A 16,942-nucleotide genomic window follows, 5' to 3' on the forward strand; every position below is an offset into this window, starting at 1 on the left:
AGCCGGTCGTCAGGCCGGCTCGCGCTCCAGCAGTTGCCTGGACATGCGCCAGAGTTCGTCGACCTTGCGATTGCGGCTCGCCGCGTGGCGGTAGAGGCGGATTTCGAGATCGAGATTCCACCCCTCGTCCTTCGAGGCGGGCACGAGGCGCCCTGACTCCATCTCGTCGCGTGCGAGGCTTTCAGGCAGCCAGCAGACGCCCGCTCCCGCAAGCGCCATGTTCATCAAACCGGCACTGATCGTATTCTCATGTGTCGTCCGGCGGCGAAATGGCGGGCGGCGAAGCAGAAGACGCGAGAGAGCCACGCCGAAGAAGGAATTGAAGCCGTAGCTGAGATAGGGGATTGCCAGCCGCTGCTGCTCGACGGCCCGATCGAGCAAATTTCTTCCGGCTTGCGAGTGACCGGATACGATGACGTTCGGCGCCACCAGAGGGATCAGCCGGTCGTGGGCGACGGTCAGCCACGCGAATTTGCCGCGGTCGAGATGGAATGGCACCTCCGGATGGGCGTAGGTCAGGAAGAAATCGGCCTCGTCGCCAACGAGCGCATCCAGGTTCGCCTCGATGCCACCTCGGTCCGGTATCAGCGAGGTGTTGAACGCTCCCCCTGCTTTCTCCAACGCCCGCAACCATTGCGGAAAGAATGTAACCGTCAGCGTGTGCAGTGCCGCGAAGCGAATGAGGCCGGGTTCATGTGACGGACGCAGGGCCTCTCGCGCCGCATAGCATGACCGGATCGTTTCCTGTGCGACGGGCAGGAAATTCCGGCCGGCCGGCGTCAGCTCGGCAGGCATCGCCGCACGGCTGATCAAGGTCGCGCCCAGCCATCCCTCGAGCTGCTTGATTCGGCGGCTGAAGGCCGGTTGTGTCACGTTGCGCAGTTCAGCCGCTCTCGAGAAACTGGAGGTGTCCGCAAGGGTTACGAAGTCCTCCAGCCATTTGATTTCCATTCCATTCTCCTCCCCAATGCTCCTCGCCCAATTCAGCATAAGTCATTCATCTTGAATAGATATGCCAAATTCGCATGAGGTTGTGCCAAAACCGAATTGGCCAAGCCTGCCACAAGCTTTCACCTTGTCACACGACAGAAATTCATGGACGGCGCGAGCGCTTCGCATCGCCTGTCCTTGGTGCCGGGTTCGTCCGGGTTGTGACAACGGAGCAGTTAATGGCAGTCAGAATTGAAGCCGATCTCATCCTTCACAACGGCCGCATATGGTGTGGTCGCGAGGAAGGATCCTGCGAGGCGGTGGCCGTCTGGCAGGGAAAGGTACTCGCAACCGGCAGCAGTGCAGAGATGCTGAGCCTTAAGGGATCGCGCACCGAGGTCATCGATCTGGACGGCCGTTTTGCCAGCCCCGGACTGATCGACAACCATCTGCACCTGATTTCGACCGGTATCGTCATGGGCTGGGTGGACGCGACGCCTGCCGCGGCCCCCACCCACGCCGCGCTGATGCGCCAGATCGCCGAACGCGCGGCGGTGACGCCGAAGGGCGAGTGGGTTCGCGCACGTGGCTATGATCAGGTCAAGCTCGATACGGGCCGGCATCCGACACGCGCGGACCTTGATCTCGCTGCGCCGGATCATCCGGTACTGGTGACGCGGGCGTGTGGCCATGTGGCGATCGCCAATTCGAGAGCCTTGACGCTGGCAGGCGTGACCGAGGCGACACCGGTGCCGGATGGCGGCGTCATCGGCCTGACGGACGGCAAACTGAACGGCCTTCTGGCGGAGAACGCCATGAACCTCGTCAAGGCCGTGATACCGTCGCCCAGGACCGCCGAACTGATCGATGGGATCGAGCGCGCCGGGCAATATCTCTTGTCCCTCGGCATTACGAGTTGCATGGACGCCGCCGTCGGGCAGCTTTCCGGCTTTGCGGAAATTCAGGCCTATGAAATGGCCAAGATCGCGGGTCGCTTGCCCGTGCGCGTCTGGCTGACCCTTCTTGGTGATCCCGGCGTGTCGATTGTCGAGGATTGCTGGCGCGCGGGCCTCATCTCCGGCGCCGGCGACGACATGCTGCGCGTTGGCGCGGTGAAAATATTCCTTGATGGATCGGCCGGTGGACGCACGGCGTGGATGACGAAGCCTTACAAGGACGAGCCGGAAAACCTCGGCGTGCAGATGCTGCCCGACGCGGTCGTCGAGGAGATTGTGCAGTCCTGTCATGACCGGGGCTACCAAATGGCTTGCCATGCAATCGGCGACGGCGCTATCGAGCAGTTGATCACGGCTTACGAGAAGGCGCTTGCCGCCAATCCTGATCCGGATCGCCGCCACCGTGTGGAGCATTGCGGCTATCCCTCTGCAGAGCAAAACGCGCGCATGAAGGCGGCGGGCATTCTGCCGGCGCCGCAGATGGCCTTCATTCACGATTTCGGGGACAGCTATATCTCCGTCCTCGGCGAGGAGCGCGGCGTCAAGTCCTACCCGATCGGCACGTGGGCGCGCATGGGGCTCAAACCCTCCACCGGCTCCGACTCACCGGTCTGCTCGCCCAATCCTTTCCCCGACCTCTACGCGATGATCACCCGCCAGACCGGCAAGGGCACCGTCATGGATGCCTCCGAGAAGCTTGGTCGCGAGGAGGCGCTCCAGGCCTACACGGAATACGGTGCCCATTCGCAGAAGGCTGAAAACGTGAAGGGGCGGCTGGTCGCTGGTCAGTGGGCTGACATCGCGGTCTTCGACAATGATCTTCTCACCGCATCGCCCGAGGCGATCCTGTCCGATACGCGCTGCCTGCTGACGCTGCTGGCTGGCCGTGTAGTGCACGACGCGCGAGGCTGAGCCACTCAAAAAAAATGACTGACACGATGCCGAAAAGGGAACCCGGCACAAAGAGGGAGAACGAAATGCTGAAGAGACTTTCAATCGCTGCGATGCTCAGCCTGGGCGTCGCGACCATGGCGTTTGCGGATGGCGAGCGTCATGGTGGTACACTTGTATTCACCGCGCCTTATGGCTCCAGTTTCGCGACGCTGGATGTTCAGTCGAGCCCCAACACGCAGGAAGAATTCATCACCCAGGCCATTCACCGGGCGCTCTACAGCTGGGACTCGATCAACAACAAGCCGGTTCTGGAATTGGCGACCTCGGCTGATGTTTCCGAGGACGGGACGACCTACACCTATCATCTGCGCGACAACGCCGTCTTTCACAACGGCAAGCCGCTGACGGCCGATGACATCATCTACAGCTACAAGCGCATCGGCAACCCGAAGAACGCGTTCCCCGGTGCCAGCTATATCGCTATCATCAAAGGCGCCGACGACTATATCGCCGGCAAGGCGCAAGACATCAGCGGCCTGAAGAAGATCGATGATCACACGCTTCAGGTCACCTATACCGGGCCAATCAATCCCGGCTTTTCGTTGATGCAGAACACGACGGTGATCTATCCCTCGAACGTCGCGGACGAGTCGACTTTCGGCAAAAATCCGATCGGTCTCGGCGCCTTCGCCTTCAAGGAATACACGCCTGGCTCGCAGGTCGTCGTGGAGAAGTTCGACAAGTACTACGAGAAGGGCAAGCCCTATCTCGACCGCGTGAAGATCGTGCTGATGGGTGAGGATTCCGCCCGCGACGTGGCCTTCCGCAACAAGGAAATCGACGTGTCGATCCTTGGGCCCACCCAGTATCAAGCTTACCAGGGTGAGGATGCCCTGAAGGACCATCTGCTGGAGGTCGCCGAGGTCTACACCCGCAACATCGGCTTCAATCCGGCCTTCGAGCCGTTCAAGGACAAGCGGGTGCGCCAGGCCATCAACTATGCAATCAACACCCCGCTGATCGTCGAGCGCCTGGTCAAGAACAAGGCCTACCCGGCTTCCGGCTGGCTGCCGCTCTCCTCGCCGGCGTTCGACAAGGAAAAGCCTGCCTATGCCTATGATCCGGAAAAAGCCAAGGCGCTTCTCGCCGAAGCCGGTTACGCCAAAGGCTTCTCCTTCGAAGTGACCGCCAGCCCGAACGAAAGCTGGGGCGTGCCGATCGTTGAAGCCGTCCTGCCGATGCTGCAGAAGGTCGGCATCACGGTGAAGCCGAAGCCGGTCGAAAGCTCGGCACTCGGCGACGCGGTGACGTCGAACAACTTCCAGGCCTTCATCTGGTCGAACCTCTCCGGCCCGGATCCGCTGCAGGCGCTTCGCTGCTACTACTCCAAGACGCCGCAGTCGGCCTGCAACTACGAGAGCTTCTCGAACGCCGATTTCGACAAACTCTACGAAGCAGCGCAGCAGGAACGAGACCCGGCCAAGCAGAACGAACTGCTACGCCAGGCGAACAACCTGATCCAGGAAGAAGCGCCGGTCTGGTTCTTCAACTACAACAAGGCAGTGATGGCATACCAGCCGTGGATCCACGGGCTTGTTCCGAATGCGACGGAACTGGCCATCCAGCCTTACGATGAAATCTGGATCGACGACACGGCGCCGGACTCGCGCAGTTAATCCGGGAGTTCATGCCGGTGGCCGCGGGATTTCCGCGGCCATTCGAATTCGCATTGCCGCGCGCCTCCCTAAAGGGCGACCAAAACGGGTTTGTTCATGCTTCGCTTCACTCTGCGCCGCGTCCTGCAGATCGTGCCGACGGTGATCGTCGTGGCGTTGTTGATATTCGTCATCTTCAGCGTTGTGCCGGGCAGCTTTGCCACCAGCCTGTTTGCCGATGGCAAACGCACCGCTGACCCACAACTGATTGCCCACCTCAACCAGGAATTCGGCCTCGACAAGCCGCTGACGGAGCGGTTCGTGAAATACGTCACCGACCTTGCGCGGCTCGACCTCGGGACCAGCTTTCGAAGTCGCCAGCCGGTGCTCGATCTGATCGGCGACCGCATGTGGGCTTCGCTGGAACTAGCGCTCGCCGCCATGGCGTTCGCGGTCGTGGTCGGCGTGCCGCTCGGTTTTCTCGCCGCTCTCCGTCCCGGATCGATTCTCGACACGACGACGATGATCGGCGCGGTCTCGGGTCTTTCGATGCCCCAGTTCTGGCTCGGGCTCCTGATGATGTACGTCTTTGCGCTTCATCTGAACTGGCTGCCGAGCTTCGGCTATGGCGACGGATCGTTCCGTAACCTGATCCTTCCCGCCGTCACGCTCGGCGTTACGCCGCTGGCGCTTCTGGCACGCACCACGCGGGCAGGGGTTCTCGACGTGCTGAACGCCGATTTCATTCGCACGGCGCATTCGAAGGGCATGAGCGAAGCCAAGGTCGTGCGCTGGCACGTGATGCGCAACGCTCTCGTGCTGATCGTGACAACGGTCGGCCTGCAATTCGGATCGCTGATCGGGCAGGCCGTGGTGATCGAGAAACTTTTCGCTTGGCCTGGCATCGGCTCGCTCCTGGTGGACAGCGTGGCGATCCGCGACATTCCCGCGGTGCAGGGGACGATCCTGGTCATCGTCCTCTGGTTCCTCGTCATCAACACCCTTGTCGACCTGATCTACGCGGCGATCGACCCGCGCATCAAGCAGGGGTGAGGCGATGCGCTTTGGTTTCAATTTCATCCTCGGCGCGCTTCTCACGGTGCTCGTCATCCTCGCCGGCATCTTTGCTCCCTGGATCGCGCCGTTCGATCCGGTGTTGAATGCCGATCTGATGAATGCCGAATTGCCGCCCGACGCCACATTCTGGTTTGGTACGGACGCTCAGGGCCGCGACGTCTTTACGCGCATTCTCTTTGGCGCGCAGATCTCGCTGACCGTCGGGATCGTCTCGCAGGTCATCAACTCCATCATCGGCTGCACGCTCGGCATGACTGCGGGCTACTGGGGCGGCTGGTGGGACGATCTCGTAAACGGTCTCACAAACGTCATGCTTGCCATCCCCTCCTTGATCTTCGCGCTGGCGGTCATGGCCGTACTTGGCCCGGGCCTGCCATCACTTCTGATTGCCCTGGGTCTCACGAACTGGAGCTGGACGTGCCGCATTGCGCGCTCCTCCACCTTGTCGCTGAAGTCTCAGGGATACGTCCAGGCGGCACAAACGCTTGGCTACGGCGATCTGCGCATCATGTTCACGCAGATCCTGCCCAACATGATGGGTCCGATCCTTGTCATGGCGACGCTGGGCATGGGCTCGGCGGTGCTTTCAGAGGCGGCTCTCTCCTTCCTCGGACTTGGCGTCCAGCCCCCCTTTCCGAGCTGGGGCTCGATGCTGACGGATGCGCGCCAGTTGATCCGCACCGCGCCCTGGGTCGCGGTGTTTCCGGGGCTCGCCATCTTCCTCTCGGTGCTTGGCTTCAACCTTCTGGGCGATGGGCTGCGCGACAGGCTCGATCCGCATATGAGGAGGCGCACGCCATGACTGCTCCGCTTCTCGACATCAAGGAACTCAAGCTCGATGTTTCGGCCGGGCGCTCTCTTCTTCCGATCCTCAAGGGCGTCTCGTTCCAGATCATGCCGGGTGAGGCCTATGGACTCGTGGGCGAATCCGGTTCTGGTAAATCAGTGACGTCGCTTGCCGTGATGGGTCTCCTGAAAAGGCCCTTGCGCGTTTCGGGCGGTGAAGTCGTCTTCAAGGGCCAGAACCTGCTCGCCCTGCCGAAGCGGGAGATGAGACGGCTGCGGGGAAACCGCGTCGCCATGATCTTCCAGGAGCCGATGACGGCGCTCAATCCGCTCTCCACGGTCGGGCGCCAGATCGCCGAGATGTTCGTCCTGCACCAGGGCAAGGACTGGGGCGAAGCGATGAAACTTGCCGTAGACGCGCTCGCAAGCGTGCGCGTGCCCAATCCGGACCGACGCGCCACGAACTATCCGCACCAGATGTCGGGCGGCTTGCGCCAGCGCGTGATGATCGCCATGGCGCTCGCATGCAATCCCGACCTCTTGATCGCGGATGAGCCGACAACGGCGTTGGACGTGACCGTTCAGGCCGAAGTCTTACGGTTGATCAAGGAACTCTGCGCCGCGCGCGGCACCGCGGTCCTGTTCATCAGCCACGATCTCGGCGTGATCGCCAGTGTTTGCCAGCGGGTGGGAGTGATGTATGCCGGTTGCCTGGTGGAGGAGAACGATACCGCTCTACTGTTTTCCGATCCGAGGCACGAGTACACGCGTGGGCTTCTCGGAGCGCTGCCGCGGCTGGGGGGGCGCAGCCTGCATGGACGCCAGCGCCTGGTAGACATCGACAGCATCATCGCCGATCGCTCGAAGTTGACCGAGACGCGGTTCATTGCGCCACGCCGCGACGAAGGAGGAAAGCCGTGACCGGGTCTTTGCTGCAAGTGGACGACCTGCATGTGCGCTTTCCGGTGTCTGGCGGCGGGCTTTTGGGAACTGGACGGCGGACGCTTTACGCCGTAAACGGCATCAGCTTCGAATTGGGCAAGGGTGAGTGTCTGTCGATCGTTGGCGAATCAGGCTGCGGCAAGTCCACGACGGCGCTGTCGATCCTCGGTCTGCAGGCGCCGACCTCGGGAACGATCCGCTACCGGGGTCAACCGCTGACCGGACCTGGTGCGCCGGGGCGCATGCAGCGCGCCAAGGCGGTGCAGATGGTGTTTCAGGATCCGTACGCCTCGCTGAATCCCCGCCAATCGATAAGGGCCTCACTTGCCGCACCCCTGCGCCTTCATGGCATCAAATCGGCCTCGGAGATTTCCGACAGGATCGAGGCGATGCTGATCGATGTCGGGTTGAAGCCGGAACAGGCCAGTCGCTACCCGCACGAATTCTCGGGCGGGCAGCGCCAGCGCATCGGCATTGCCCGCGCACTCATCCTCGAGCCCGAGATCGTCGTATTGGACGAGCCGGTATCGGCCCTCGACGTCTCGATCCGAGCGCAGATCATCAATCTTCTTCTGGATCTGCAGGAAAAGCTCGGTCTTTCCTATTTGATGATCAGCCATGACCTAAGCGTGGTGGAGCACATGAGCGATCGTGTGCTGGTGATGTTCTTCGGCCAGGTTGTCGAGGAAGGTGGATGGCAACAGATCTTCGAGACGCCGGCTCATCCCTATACGCGCCGCCTTATAGGGGCCATTCCCGATCCCGAAATCGCCATGAGCGGGCAGCTGAAGGCGAAGCGCTTCCATGATGCCCAGCTCCCGGCCGGACGCGTTTTCGGATCGGACGGGAGCCCGTCACCGGATGTCTTTGCCGCGCCTATCCCGTCGGAACTGGTCGATATCGCCGACAATCACAGGGTTAGGCTGTCCGTCGCGGCTTGATTGAATTTCATGGTTTGATTTCCGGTAAAGGCGGCCCCGAATTCACGACTGTCTAATTGCGTTGGGCCTCGTTCTCGAGCGGGGCATCATGGCCTTATCGACGCATTGAGCAAGTCTGCAGATGTGCCGTTCGCGATGCTGGCGGACAGTACCTGCGAAGGGAATTCGCAAGACGGCCGAAGCTTCCGGACAACGAGAGTGGGCGAAGCTCTAAGTGCTTTTGCCTGATCACAGCTGACTATCGATGCATACTACCTTTTCGGTAGGCGGCAGCGCTATTCTGCGAAGTTCAACGCGATGCAACTTATTGTAACTTGTGCTGGCGTCACTCTTTTTTCAAAGGAAGCTAGCATGTCATCTCCCGATGATCGGAAGTTGCCCCTCAATACCGCGCGCAGGCATTTTCTAGGTGTGGCGGCTGCGGCCGGTGCACGTTTCGCGAGCGTCGCAACCATAGCAGCGGCGGTCTCATCGTCTCCTGCGCGTGCCATGGGCCGGCGCTGGGGGCGCGGTCACTCCGGTGGAGGCGGGAACGGCAATTCTGGTGGAAACGCTGGCGGTGGCGGCGGTGGCGGCGGCGCGCAGTGCTTCCTGCGCGGGACGTCGATCCTCACCGATCGCGGTGAAAAGCGTGTTGAGGATCTTCGCATCGGTGATCGCGTGGCGCTTGCGGACGGAGATGCCCGACGGATCAAATGGGTCGGTCGCCAGGTGTTCAAGAAGAGCGGTGCACGCTGGCAGGAGGGTGTCGTGCCGATCCGGGTCTTGCGCCATGCGCTGGATGATTGCGCGCCACATTCTGATCTCTATCTATCGCCAGGTCATGCTCTGTTCCTGAATGGCGTTTTGATCCGGGTGCGTGATCTCGTGAACGGTACGACGATTGCGCCGATCCTTCCTGCCGACGACACGATGATCGAGTACTATGCGGTCCTGCTCGATACTCATGAGGTAGTTCTTGCCGAAGGCGCCGCGGCCGAGACGTTCCACATTTCAAGCGACAATCACGAAAACTTCTCAAACTTTGCAGAGTACGAGCGCCTCTATGCCGCTGAGGGCCGCACGGCAATGACGTCCTATGCCCCGGTTGCCGGCGAGGAAGGCGGTTGGAAGCATTTGAAATCGCTTTTGCTGCTTGGTGCGTCGCGTTTGATCCCGATGCGTGACCCATACGAAGAGGCATGCGAGAAGATCAACGCCCGCGCCAGGGAACTGTCGAGCTGATACCGCGCCGCTGGCGCCTCCGGCAAAGGGATAGCAAGATCGAGGCCTGTTCGCCGGCCAGCCGTGTCGGCTGTCGAACACCTCATCGAGCGACGTGGTGTCCCATGTGACGAGAAAGCGCTGGGCCTCGTCAGCAAGACATCTGACAGGCTCGCGTCAGTCGACAAACTCGACAGTCACGCCTGGTTTTACCATCGCGGCCAATTCCTCGGCGTCCCAGTTGGTCAGGCGGACGCATCCATGTGATCCGATCTTGTCGATAAGGGAGGGTTCCGGTGTGCCGTGAATTCCATAGGTCGGCTCTGTCAGATCGATCCAGATGGTTCCAACCGGGCCGTTCGGACCTTTGGGCAGCGTTAGGGGCCTTTTGTTCTTTCCCTGCTGAAAGTTGATTTTCGGATCGTAACTGTATGGCGGCATTCGCGCGACGCCCTTGACCTTGTGGGTTCCTGACGGCGAAGGCGTTTGCCTGCTGCCGATCGTGGCGGGATAAACGGCCAGCAGGGAGCCATCCTTGCCAAACGCCAGGACTTGCCCAATTCGTCGTCGCACTTCAATCCTCTTCACCATATCTTCTTTCGCGTTGCCGGGCATCGCCACCAGTATTGTCTTTCCGACCGTAAACGGCGTGCCGGCGTTCAGTGCCTTCAGAAGATCGATGTCCATGTGAAAACGCTCGGACAGTTTCTCGGCAACACTTGTATATCCGAGGTACCTCATCCTGGCTTGCCTGGCGTAGTCTTTGGGAATGCGGTCGACGAGATCTTGTGTGTCTTCCGGGGAGATTACATAGGCCCCGATGACTGGCTGGTCGTCAAGCAAGAGGCGAATGACCTCAGGATCCAGCTTTCCATCGGTCGGGATGCCCCGCATGGCTTCCAGGCCAGCGATCGCCTTGGTGACGTTCTCGCCGTAATGCCCGTCTATCACCCCGGGAGACGACCCCAAGCGATCCAGAAGCACCTGCAGACGAATAACAGCAGGCTCTGGTTGAGGGGAGGCTTTGGCTGGTCGCTCGGCTGGAATGGAGTCGAGCGAGGCACCGTTGATGGTTTCCGCACCAAGATCCTGGGCGCTTGCGTTGCCAAGCAGGCCCAGGGTCAGCGACACGACGAGAAAGATCGTTGTTTTCATGAGCGTGAAATCTACGACTGGCCAAGTTGTTCCAACGGCGGCGTCCGTTGAGGCAGGCGGGAGTTCAATATCATCAAATGGTATGCAGAATGCTTTCACGCGGTTCACTGCACCGCGGCTCTATTACAGCTCACTGAGTGGAGTCTCGGTCAAAGCCGGATCGCAAGACTACGGCTTAGAGAACGTAGCTGATCGGATCGTTGCTGACCGGATGCGGAAAGACACCCATTTCCAGATCGAAGACCGATTTGAGCACATCGGACCTTACGATGTCGGCTGGCGTGCCGTGTGCCGAGATGCGGCCTTTCCTCAAGGCCACGATCTCGTCGCAATAGCGGGCGGCCAGATTGATATCGTGGAGGACGACGACAATCGTTAGCCGGCGCTCGTGGCTGAGTTCGCGCAGCAGTGCCAGCACGCTGTCCTGGTGTAGCAGATCCAGCGCGGAGGTCGGCTCATCAAGAAGCAGGCACTGCGCGTTCTGCGCCAGCATCATGGCGATCCAGGCGCGTTGCCGCTCGCCGCCGGACATGCTTGCGACCGGGCTGTCTGCAAAACGCTCGAGATCGGTTCGTTCTATGGCCTCGTCGACGAGTTTCTGATCGGCGCTGGTGAAACGGCCGAGCGTGCCGTGCCACGGGAATCGGCCAAGCGCCACCAGTTCACGAACCGTCATGCTATCGGTCGCTGGTGTGAATTGCGGCATGTAGGCAACCTGCCGGGCGAAGGGTCTGGCGTCCCAGCGCGAAATCGCCTCGCCTTTCAGCTCGACCCCACCTGATGTCGGGGCAATCTCTCGGGCCATGATTTTTAGAAGCGTGCTCTTGCCGCTACCGTTCTGCCCAACCAGACCGCAGATGCGTCCGCTCGTCAATGTCAGGTCTATCCCGGAAAGGATGCTCTTTCCTGCCGCGTGATAGGCAATCTGTGACGTTGTCAGGAAGGGTGTCGACATGCGGCTTCTCTTTGCTTGCACCAGATAGCGATCGCGGCTCTGTACGCGCTCGTGCAAAACTTTACCGTTACTGTCAACTTATATATTCTCTGGCGAGCAATTATTTCGAAGTGAAGCTTTGCCGCCTTGAGACAGGTTGCCCCGGACGCCGTCTTAAAGAGGTGGGCACTTTCCGCGCATTCGCAAACAGCGGCCGAAATCGAGCTGGTCAAGTTGCATCCTAGCGAACGCGCTCGCGCGCCGTGTTGCGCTCCGCATCAAGCGAGGCAAGCACTGCGCAGTCGTCTTCTCTGCAATTGCGCCATCGATGGGAGCGTTGACGAGAGCAAACGTGCGTTGACGGTGCCGTCTGCGACTGGTTTGGCCGGTGAATTGCTGGCAATGAGACCAGAACTGCCAGCGCAAGTGGTTGCAACGGCATTACTCACGAAGGGAGCACCAGAGCACCAAGCGGACCAGAGAGAGACCCGCCGCCCGTTCTGCGCGGCCGCACAGGCGGCTGTCAGGTCATCCTCAGATCGACGCCGGGGTGCAGCTTCTTCAGATTGGGTAGCGATTTCGTCTGCCACGAAATTTGGGAGGAACCCAGAACGGTCAAATGGATCTCCGGGCGTTTGCGCGCTTCGATTGTCAGCTTGGCAAGCAGATTTATGCCGGAGGAATTGAGGAACTCCAACCCCGTCAGGTCCAAAGTGGTTTTGCCGCTGCCGTTTTCGAGCGCCTTCATGGCGAGTTCTTGGACCGGGGCGTAAGCGTCAGGCCCCGATAATCGCATTGTCCCATCGAAATAGACGGTGCTGCCTTCGGACCAGACGCGGTAGGCTTCTTCTCTAATTTCCATCGCGCACCTCTTGCTGTTTCATGCCGGAATTGACATAGCTGCATAGGTTTCAAGTCGTGTTCGGTCGTAAGGGTCGTCCTCGTGGAAGAGCCAGGCCAATTGCACCTCGTAGTCGCTCATCAGGGTCAACAATCCGAGGCCCGATGCATTGCCTGACGTGGCCGTGGCGTTTGCTTCGATCTGCCTGATAAGCAGCTCGCTCGGATCACCGCTCGTTACCTTGCGGAGCAGTTGCTTGAATCTACCAGCCGTTTCACGGTCAACGAAATTGGACACCCTAAGCCGCAAACAATCGGCTTGCGCCAGGGCTTCGACAACCACTTCGCCGCGAATGCGAAACTTAATAGCGTTCTCTATCAGCTCGTTTGCAAGGTAACCGATGTCCTGTTTGAGCTGGTTGTAGATCCGTTTCGGCGGCCGAAACCTTGAGACCATCATTTCTGCAATGAAATCAGACGTCATGCCGGAGTGCTTCCAGGCCAGATCAAGTGGGCCATCAAGCAACCTAAGCCGAATTGCGTGGGCTGCAGTGGAGGAGGCGAGGTGTTCCTGCCCATAGAGTACGACCGCCATGTCATCACCTATGCCGCATCACGACCAGCGTGATGTCATCATGTATTTTTTGAGTTCCGATGTAGGCCATCAAACCTTCGACGATACCATCCTTCACTTCCTCCGCGGTCTGGCCATGAAGAAGCCGCGCACTCTGACAGAGCCGGTCGATGCCAAACAGCTCGCCACGCGGATTTTCGGCTTCCGTAACACCGTCCGTGTGGAGCACGATAAGGTCGCCCTGCTTGAACGATATCTCGCGAGTATCAACAAAAGGCGAAATATCGGATTCAAGCCCAACCGGCAGACCGAGGTCACCGGTATCGATCCGCTCGACTTCACCTGTCTTGCGGATGACGATAAGGTCTTCATGCTGTCCTGAAATGGTGAGGCGATCGCCGTCATAGTCAAGAAATGACAAAGTGAGGTGCTTGTCGGTTTTTGTCCTCTCGATATTCTTGAATATCGCCCGATTGAGATGCGCGAGGAATTTCGAAGGATCGGTTTCTCCGGCTTCCTGGAGGGCACGGGCGACCGACTGCACCATCAGCATCAGCACGCCGCTTTCCAGCCCGTGACCGGTTACATCGCCAATGCCGATCTTCAGGCTTCGGCCGTTTTGCAGGACATCATAATAGTCGCCACCAACCTCGTCGGCCGGACGCATATAGGCGGCAATATCGAGGTGTTCGACCGCTCCAAGCTCAGCCGGCCGCGGCAAAACCATCATCTGGATGTGGCGTGCTACATCGAGCTCTGCGCCGAGGCGCAGGTTCTCGCTCTTCAGCTGCGTATTCAACGCCTCGATTTCTTCCTTTGCCGCCTCGATTTCCTTCGTCCGTTCATCGACCAGCTTTTCAAGATTCTCCGTATGGAAGCTGATCTGCTCGGCCATGCGATTGAAGGCAAGTCCGGCCTGCGCCACCTCATCCTTGCTGGTAATCGCCACCCGAACGGAATAGTCCTTCGCCTCAATGCTCCTTGCAGCGGCTCCCAAGGCGCTGATCCCGCCAGTGATGCGCTTCGACGCCGCAAATACTGCGGCCGCAACGATGAGCAAAGACACCAGAACCGCAAGAATCTGGTAAAGCAGGATACGATTGGTGGCACGCGCTATCTGCTCTCGAGCAGCGATAAGCGACGCATAAATTTCGTGCTCCCGTACGACGATACCAAGCGACATGACCTCGCGTTGAACCGGACCGTTGACCCAAAGATTCGATGGGCGGAGCTGTTTGGTGACCACCAGATAGGGCACATCCTCGCCATTCTCTCTCAGTGAAATGTGGTGAATGACGCCGTCGGCGTCGAGTGGAAGTGAGGCAATAGCTTTCTGCGAACTGTTTCGCAGCGAGCGGTCAACGCCGGTCACGCCCTGGTTGGTGGCGTCGCTTGCCGCGCGCAAGCCGATGATCTTCTCCCCCGTCCGGTTAATTGCGGCAACATTGCCGTTGGACATGGCAAGGAAGCCGAAACCGGTTTCGGCGACCTTCACGTGTTCGACGATTTCGGCCAGCTGGTCGAGCGTTATGTCGGCGCCGGCTATCCCGGCGACGTCGCGGCGATCTGCCGTCCAGAGAGGATGAAAAAAGCTGACGATCAGCTTTCCCGTTATCGCGTCTGTGTACGGTGCAGTCTGGGTAATGTCTTCAGGAACGGGGCGTGAGGCTGGATTTCTCGCCCACTGCTGCCATGACTCGTAGATGCCCGGAAAGAAGAAGGCCCAGAAGTTTTCTTTATTGTGGCCGGGGTAGAGCCTGTCGAACGTCTGCGCCTGGTCCGTATAGGGAGCCGTTCTAAAGATCGGCCGCTCTTTCGGACCGATATAGTACATTTGAAGTTTGGAGGCTCCATTTTGCAGGAGGTTAGGAGCAACCAGATCAAGAACTGCGCTGGTTTCGATGTCTGTCTGCACTTGCGGCAGCGGATGGTGATCCTTGTCGAGAAGATAACCCCAGACACTAACGACGGATGGTGACCCGGGAGCGTTCTGCGCCCAACCGCCGCCGCTGTCGAAAGTGACCGTCACGGCGTTGGGATCAGCCTTGGCCATTGCGGCCCCAACCTTACTGTTCCTCGTCGGCCGATCTATCTGCGACTGCAAGACGCCAGCGAGCGCCTTAACGTCGGAATGCACCTGATTAAGAAGCAGCCCAACCTGTGCAACGGTGGACTCGGTGGACGAGCGAATATAGTCTTGGCTTGCCTTTTCAAGCCCTTCTCCGACTTGAGTGGTCGCGTCACGCGATAGCCGTTGCACGTTCCAGAGCGCCAGGCTGCCGCTGACAAGAAGATCGAAAAGCACGGCGCCGCCGACGACAAGGATGAATTTCGTCCGAAAGGAGCGTAATCCGAGGCTTGGCTTCTTTGGCGCAGCGGTCATAGCGGCTTCTGCCCCGACGCCGCCCAGATCGGCCAACCAGCATAGCCTCTCGGGTGAAGCGCTGCAAAGATATGATCCCTGAAGCCCTGCCTGAAGCGGGCGACGAACTCGGGAGAGTCCCCGCGTCTAGCGGACATATCGCCTGCGTAGACATCTTCCCAGGCTTCAATGACATCGGCGAACTCCTGCGGGTCGCCGTCGTGGTTGGTGACCATGAAACTTTCGATCCTTACATCCTCGAAACCGGTATCCAGCAAGAGGCGAGAACCCTTTGGTCCCATTTCGACGTCCATGTCGAAATGGCGAAAGAGCTTGGCGACCTCGTTATAGGTCCATTGGATAGTTTCGGCGCGCGGTTCACCCAGGCAGTGAGAGTTCTTTTCGTTTGTGATGTAGACCCGGCCACCCGGCTTGCAGATCCGATAGAGTTCTCTCAGAAGGAGCTCGGGCCGATCGAAGATCTGTAACGAGTGGCGGCACGTCACAAAATCAAACTGGTCGCTTTCGAACAGCATCTGTGATGCATCGCCAAAGGTATATTCGATATCGCGAACGCAGAAGTCTTCCGCTACGGAGCGCGCATACTCGAGGCTGGCCACGGAATGATCAAGCGCGACAATCCTGGCGGGGTCGAATTCTTTCCTGACAAGCATAGCGAAATCACCGATGCCGCAGCAAATGTCGGCAATCGCCATGCCGCCGCGCAGACCGTGCCGTGGCAAAATCGCCCGTTCGTGACGCCAGGTCATTTTCGTCTGGGTCCGGAGAATCGGTATGAAGCTCTTATCCTCGACGAACGCCTGACCAGGATAGAAAGCAGAGTCATAAATCTCCATGGAAATGTTGGGCGAAAGTTCCCCAAGGTGCCGAAACATCTGTGTCGCCCATGTGACGACACTTGATGCGAGCACGACAATCTTGAGTTCGGGTCGGGAGTACGAGGCATCGACGAGAACACGCGCCAGAGCGCCGAACGCCGTGCTGTTCATGTGGGTGACGCGTTTCAGATTGACGTAGAAGACGCCGTGCACCTTTTCGATTTTGTCGCGCAACAGAAGCAGATCGTCCGCAATGTCTGCGATCGAACGAGGCCGGAAGACGCCTGTTGCCACGAATTCCTGGTTGCTTGTGTCGAATTGCGTCGTAAAGACAGGGGAGGGGTTGTTCGCGGTCAAGTGAGGAGCCTTTCAAGAGGCAGGTCGACAACGAAAGTGAGCGCCTCGGCTGCCGAAGCGCGCAGCTCTATCTCCGCATCATAGTTGACCGCCAATCCCAACAGGATCGCTTGTTCCAGGGGAGCCGTCTCGTCGGCGATGACCTTCACGTAGTTCGCCAGTTTTCCACGGTGTTTCAGACCCCGGACGAGTTCAGCGTAAAAGCGGTGCTGTTGCGATCGGCACGGAAAACTCAACTCGATCCGCTCGACTTGTTCATGACGATAGAAGACGCATGCTAGTTCACCCTCTTGCGCCTCCGAGCGAAACGACATCTCGAGGAGTTCGTTGAGGGCGGAGGACAGAAGGTTGGAATGGCGCAGTGGATCACGGCGGTCATGGCTGACCATTTGGGCAACGTAGTTCGAGAGCTGGTCGCAATGCAGCCAGTCTGACGTGAACGTTGCCATCTCCATTTCCAGATTGAGGAGTTGCTCAAAAGCTGCGTCTGCCATCGC

The 16,942-nt window shown here is 59.4% G+C and carries 15 protein-coding genes; 7 read left to right on the forward strand and 8 right to left on the reverse strand.

What is annotated here, in order from left to right:
* Positions 1-9 precede the first annotated feature (9 nt).
* Complete coding sequence (locus tag RHIBUN_RS0115520; protein ID WP_025660231.1) at positions 10-951, reverse strand: LysR family transcriptional regulator; 942 nt, start codon at positions 949-951, stop codon at positions 10-12.
* Between the two features lie 218 nt (positions 952-1,169).
* Between RHIBUN_RS0115520 and RHIBUN_RS0115525 the strand changes: the two genes are divergently transcribed.
* The 7 genes from RHIBUN_RS0115525 to RHIBUN_RS0115555 all read left to right on the forward strand — a co-directional run bounded on the left by RHIBUN_RS0115525 (position 1,170) and on the right by RHIBUN_RS0115555 (position 9,405).
* Positions 1,170-2,798: an amidohydrolase gene (locus tag RHIBUN_RS0115525; RefSeq protein ID WP_025660232.1), complete on the forward strand. Its 1,629-nt coding sequence runs from the start codon at positions 1,170-1,172 to the stop codon at positions 2,796-2,798.
* A 65-nt stretch (positions 2,799-2,863) separates the two neighbouring features.
* Positions 2,864-4,456 carry an ABC transporter substrate-binding protein gene (locus tag RHIBUN_RS0115530; protein WP_025660233.1) on the forward strand — a complete coding sequence of 531 codons (1,593 nt, stop codon included), beginning with the start codon at positions 2,864-2,866 and terminating at the stop codon, positions 4,454-4,456.
* Between the two features lie 96 nt (positions 4,457-4,552).
* Positions 4,553-5,488, forward strand: coding sequence for an ABC transporter permease (locus RHIBUN_RS0115535; protein ID WP_025660234.1), 936 nt, complete (start codon positions 4,553-4,555; stop codon positions 5,486-5,488).
* A 4-nt stretch (positions 5,489-5,492) separates the two neighbouring features.
* Positions 5,493-6,314, forward strand: coding sequence for an ABC transporter permease (locus RHIBUN_RS0115540; RefSeq protein ID WP_025660235.1), 822 nt, complete (start codon positions 5,493-5,495; stop codon positions 6,312-6,314).
* Positions 6,311-7,219 (forward strand): ABC transporter ATP-binding protein, encoded by a 909-nt coding sequence (locus RHIBUN_RS0115545; protein WP_025660236.1) that lies wholly within the window; start codon positions 6,311-6,313, stop codon positions 7,217-7,219. Before RHIBUN_RS0115540 ends, RHIBUN_RS0115545 begins: the two co-directional genes overlap by 4 nt.
* Positions 7,216-8,181 carry an ATP-binding cassette domain-containing protein gene (locus tag RHIBUN_RS0115550; RefSeq protein ID WP_025660237.1) on the forward strand — a complete coding sequence of 322 codons (966 nt, stop codon included), beginning with the start codon at positions 7,216-7,218 and terminating at the stop codon, positions 8,179-8,181. Before RHIBUN_RS0115545 ends, RHIBUN_RS0115550 begins: the two co-directional genes overlap by 4 nt.
* A gap of 351 nt (positions 8,182-8,532) precedes the next feature.
* Complete coding sequence (locus tag RHIBUN_RS0115555; protein ID WP_025660238.1) at positions 8,533-9,405, forward strand: Hint domain-containing protein; 873 nt, start codon at positions 8,533-8,535, stop codon at positions 9,403-9,405.
* Positions 9,406-9,561: 156 nt separating this feature from the next.
* Here RHIBUN_RS0115555 and RHIBUN_RS0115560 read toward each other — a convergent pair whose 3' ends face one another.
* From RHIBUN_RS0115560 to RHIBUN_RS0115590, 7 genes are all read right to left on the reverse strand, one after another.
* Positions 9,562-10,539: a L,D-transpeptidase gene (locus tag RHIBUN_RS0115560; protein ID WP_025660239.1), complete on the reverse strand. Its 978-nt coding sequence runs from the start codon at positions 10,537-10,539 to the stop codon at positions 9,562-9,564.
* A 175-nt stretch (positions 10,540-10,714) separates the two neighbouring features.
* Positions 10,715-11,494, reverse strand: coding sequence for an ATP-binding cassette domain-containing protein (locus tag RHIBUN_RS0115565; protein ID WP_025660240.1), 780 nt, complete (start codon positions 11,492-11,494; stop codon positions 10,715-10,717).
* 502 nt (positions 11,495-11,996) lie between these two features.
* Complete coding sequence (locus tag RHIBUN_RS0115570) at positions 11,997-12,335, reverse strand: hypothetical protein (RefSeq protein WP_025660241.1); 339 nt, start codon at positions 12,333-12,335, stop codon at positions 11,997-11,999.
* 18 nt (positions 12,336-12,353) lie between these two features.
* Positions 12,354-12,908 carry an ATP-binding protein gene (locus RHIBUN_RS0115575; protein WP_025660242.1) on the reverse strand — a complete coding sequence of 185 codons (555 nt, stop codon included), beginning with the start codon at positions 12,906-12,908 and terminating at the stop codon, positions 12,354-12,356.
* Between the two features lie 4 nt (positions 12,909-12,912).
* Positions 12,913-15,270 (reverse strand): SpoIIE family protein phosphatase, encoded by a 2,358-nt coding sequence (locus RHIBUN_RS0115580; RefSeq protein WP_025660243.1) that lies wholly within the window; start codon positions 15,268-15,270, stop codon positions 12,913-12,915.
* Positions 15,267-16,445, reverse strand: coding sequence for a class I SAM-dependent methyltransferase (locus tag RHIBUN_RS0115585; RefSeq protein ID WP_025660244.1), 1,179 nt, complete (start codon positions 16,443-16,445; stop codon positions 15,267-15,269). The genes RHIBUN_RS0115580 and RHIBUN_RS0115585 overlap by 4 nt, the downstream gene beginning before the upstream one ends.
* Positions 16,442-16,939: a hypothetical protein gene (locus tag RHIBUN_RS0115590; RefSeq protein WP_037216559.1), complete on the reverse strand. Its 498-nt coding sequence runs from the start codon at positions 16,937-16,939 to the stop codon at positions 16,442-16,444. The genes RHIBUN_RS0115585 and RHIBUN_RS0115590 overlap by 4 nt, the downstream gene beginning before the upstream one ends.
* Between the last annotated feature and the right edge of the window lie 3 nt (positions 16,940-16,942).

The sequence above is a fragment of the Rhizobium sp. IBUN genome (assembly GCF_000510625.1).
Lineage (GTDB): Bacteria > Pseudomonadota > Alphaproteobacteria > Rhizobiales > Rhizobiaceae > Rhizobium > Rhizobium altiplani.